Annotated in this window: 1 rRNA gene; it reads left to right on the top strand. The window is 47.3% G+C overall.

Annotated features, from left to right (window positions below):
- Positions 1–92: ribosomal RNA gene (gene rrf / locus BEN49_RS31185) — 5S ribosomal RNA — on the top strand; the annotation flags it as partial.
- Between the last annotated feature and the right edge of the window lie 763 nt (positions 93–855).

The following is an 855-nucleotide window of genomic DNA, read 5'->3' as shown; positions in this document are numbered from 1 at the left end:
TGTTCACCTCTTCCCATTCCGAACAGAGCCGTTAAGCCCCGGTGCGCCTATGGTACTGCCTTCACCGGTGGGAGAGTCGGTCGCCGCCAACTTTATTGTGAATTCTCTGCTACACGCTTTTACCAGCGGATGGCAGAGGATTTTTTGCGTTATAGCCATAAAGGCAGCTCTCCAACATGATGAATGTGGGTTTTTGCCTTCAGATTCTGTTCGGTGCTTTACGCTTGGCCGTAGATCTTTAACTTCGATTAGGTCAGCCAGTTTTTCTCCCTGGTCTACGAGCCCTACTGCAAGCCGGCTGCTGCGACGGCCGGGGGCATTCTACTGGCAACGCCTTTATCAAGCACTTTTTGCGCATCGTCAAGTGGGAGCATAATTACCTTACCCCCGCCAACGACGGCCAGTGCCTCCGCCAGTATTTGCACGCCTGCTTTACCTACTACAATCACCACCTCTCATCAGGCCCTATAGGACCAAACTCCTAATTACTTGATAAACTCCGCCTGGTTTGTCCGGTTTTTAGGGAATAGTATCCCCCGTCGCCGGTTTTGCCTTAAAGATTATAGTATTCGTCTTTGCTTATACTTTGAACTGGATTGGCCTACAGTTGGTAACTTGGGTTATGTGAGGTGTTTCACTGAGAACTATATTGGGTAATCAGCGCCTTAATTCAAGTGCATCGCATACATCTGATAACTTGATGTTTGTGGTTGAATAATCAGTTCATTATTCTGCTTAGCAATAAAATCTTTATTAAGAAGCTATCCAAATAGGTTGTAATTTGGGGTCATGGCTACAGTTCAAGAATTTACCATTTCCGACACCTTATGGGAGCGGCTTTCCCCGCTCTTGCCG

The sequence above is a fragment of the Hymenobacter coccineus genome, from assembly GCF_001816125.1.
GTDB classification, from domain to species: Bacteria; Bacteroidota; Bacteroidia; order Cytophagales; family Hymenobacteraceae; genus Hymenobacter; species Hymenobacter coccineus.
The sequence above is the reverse complement of the archived record's forward strand: the minus strand, read 5'-3'. Positions and strand labels throughout refer to the sequence as shown.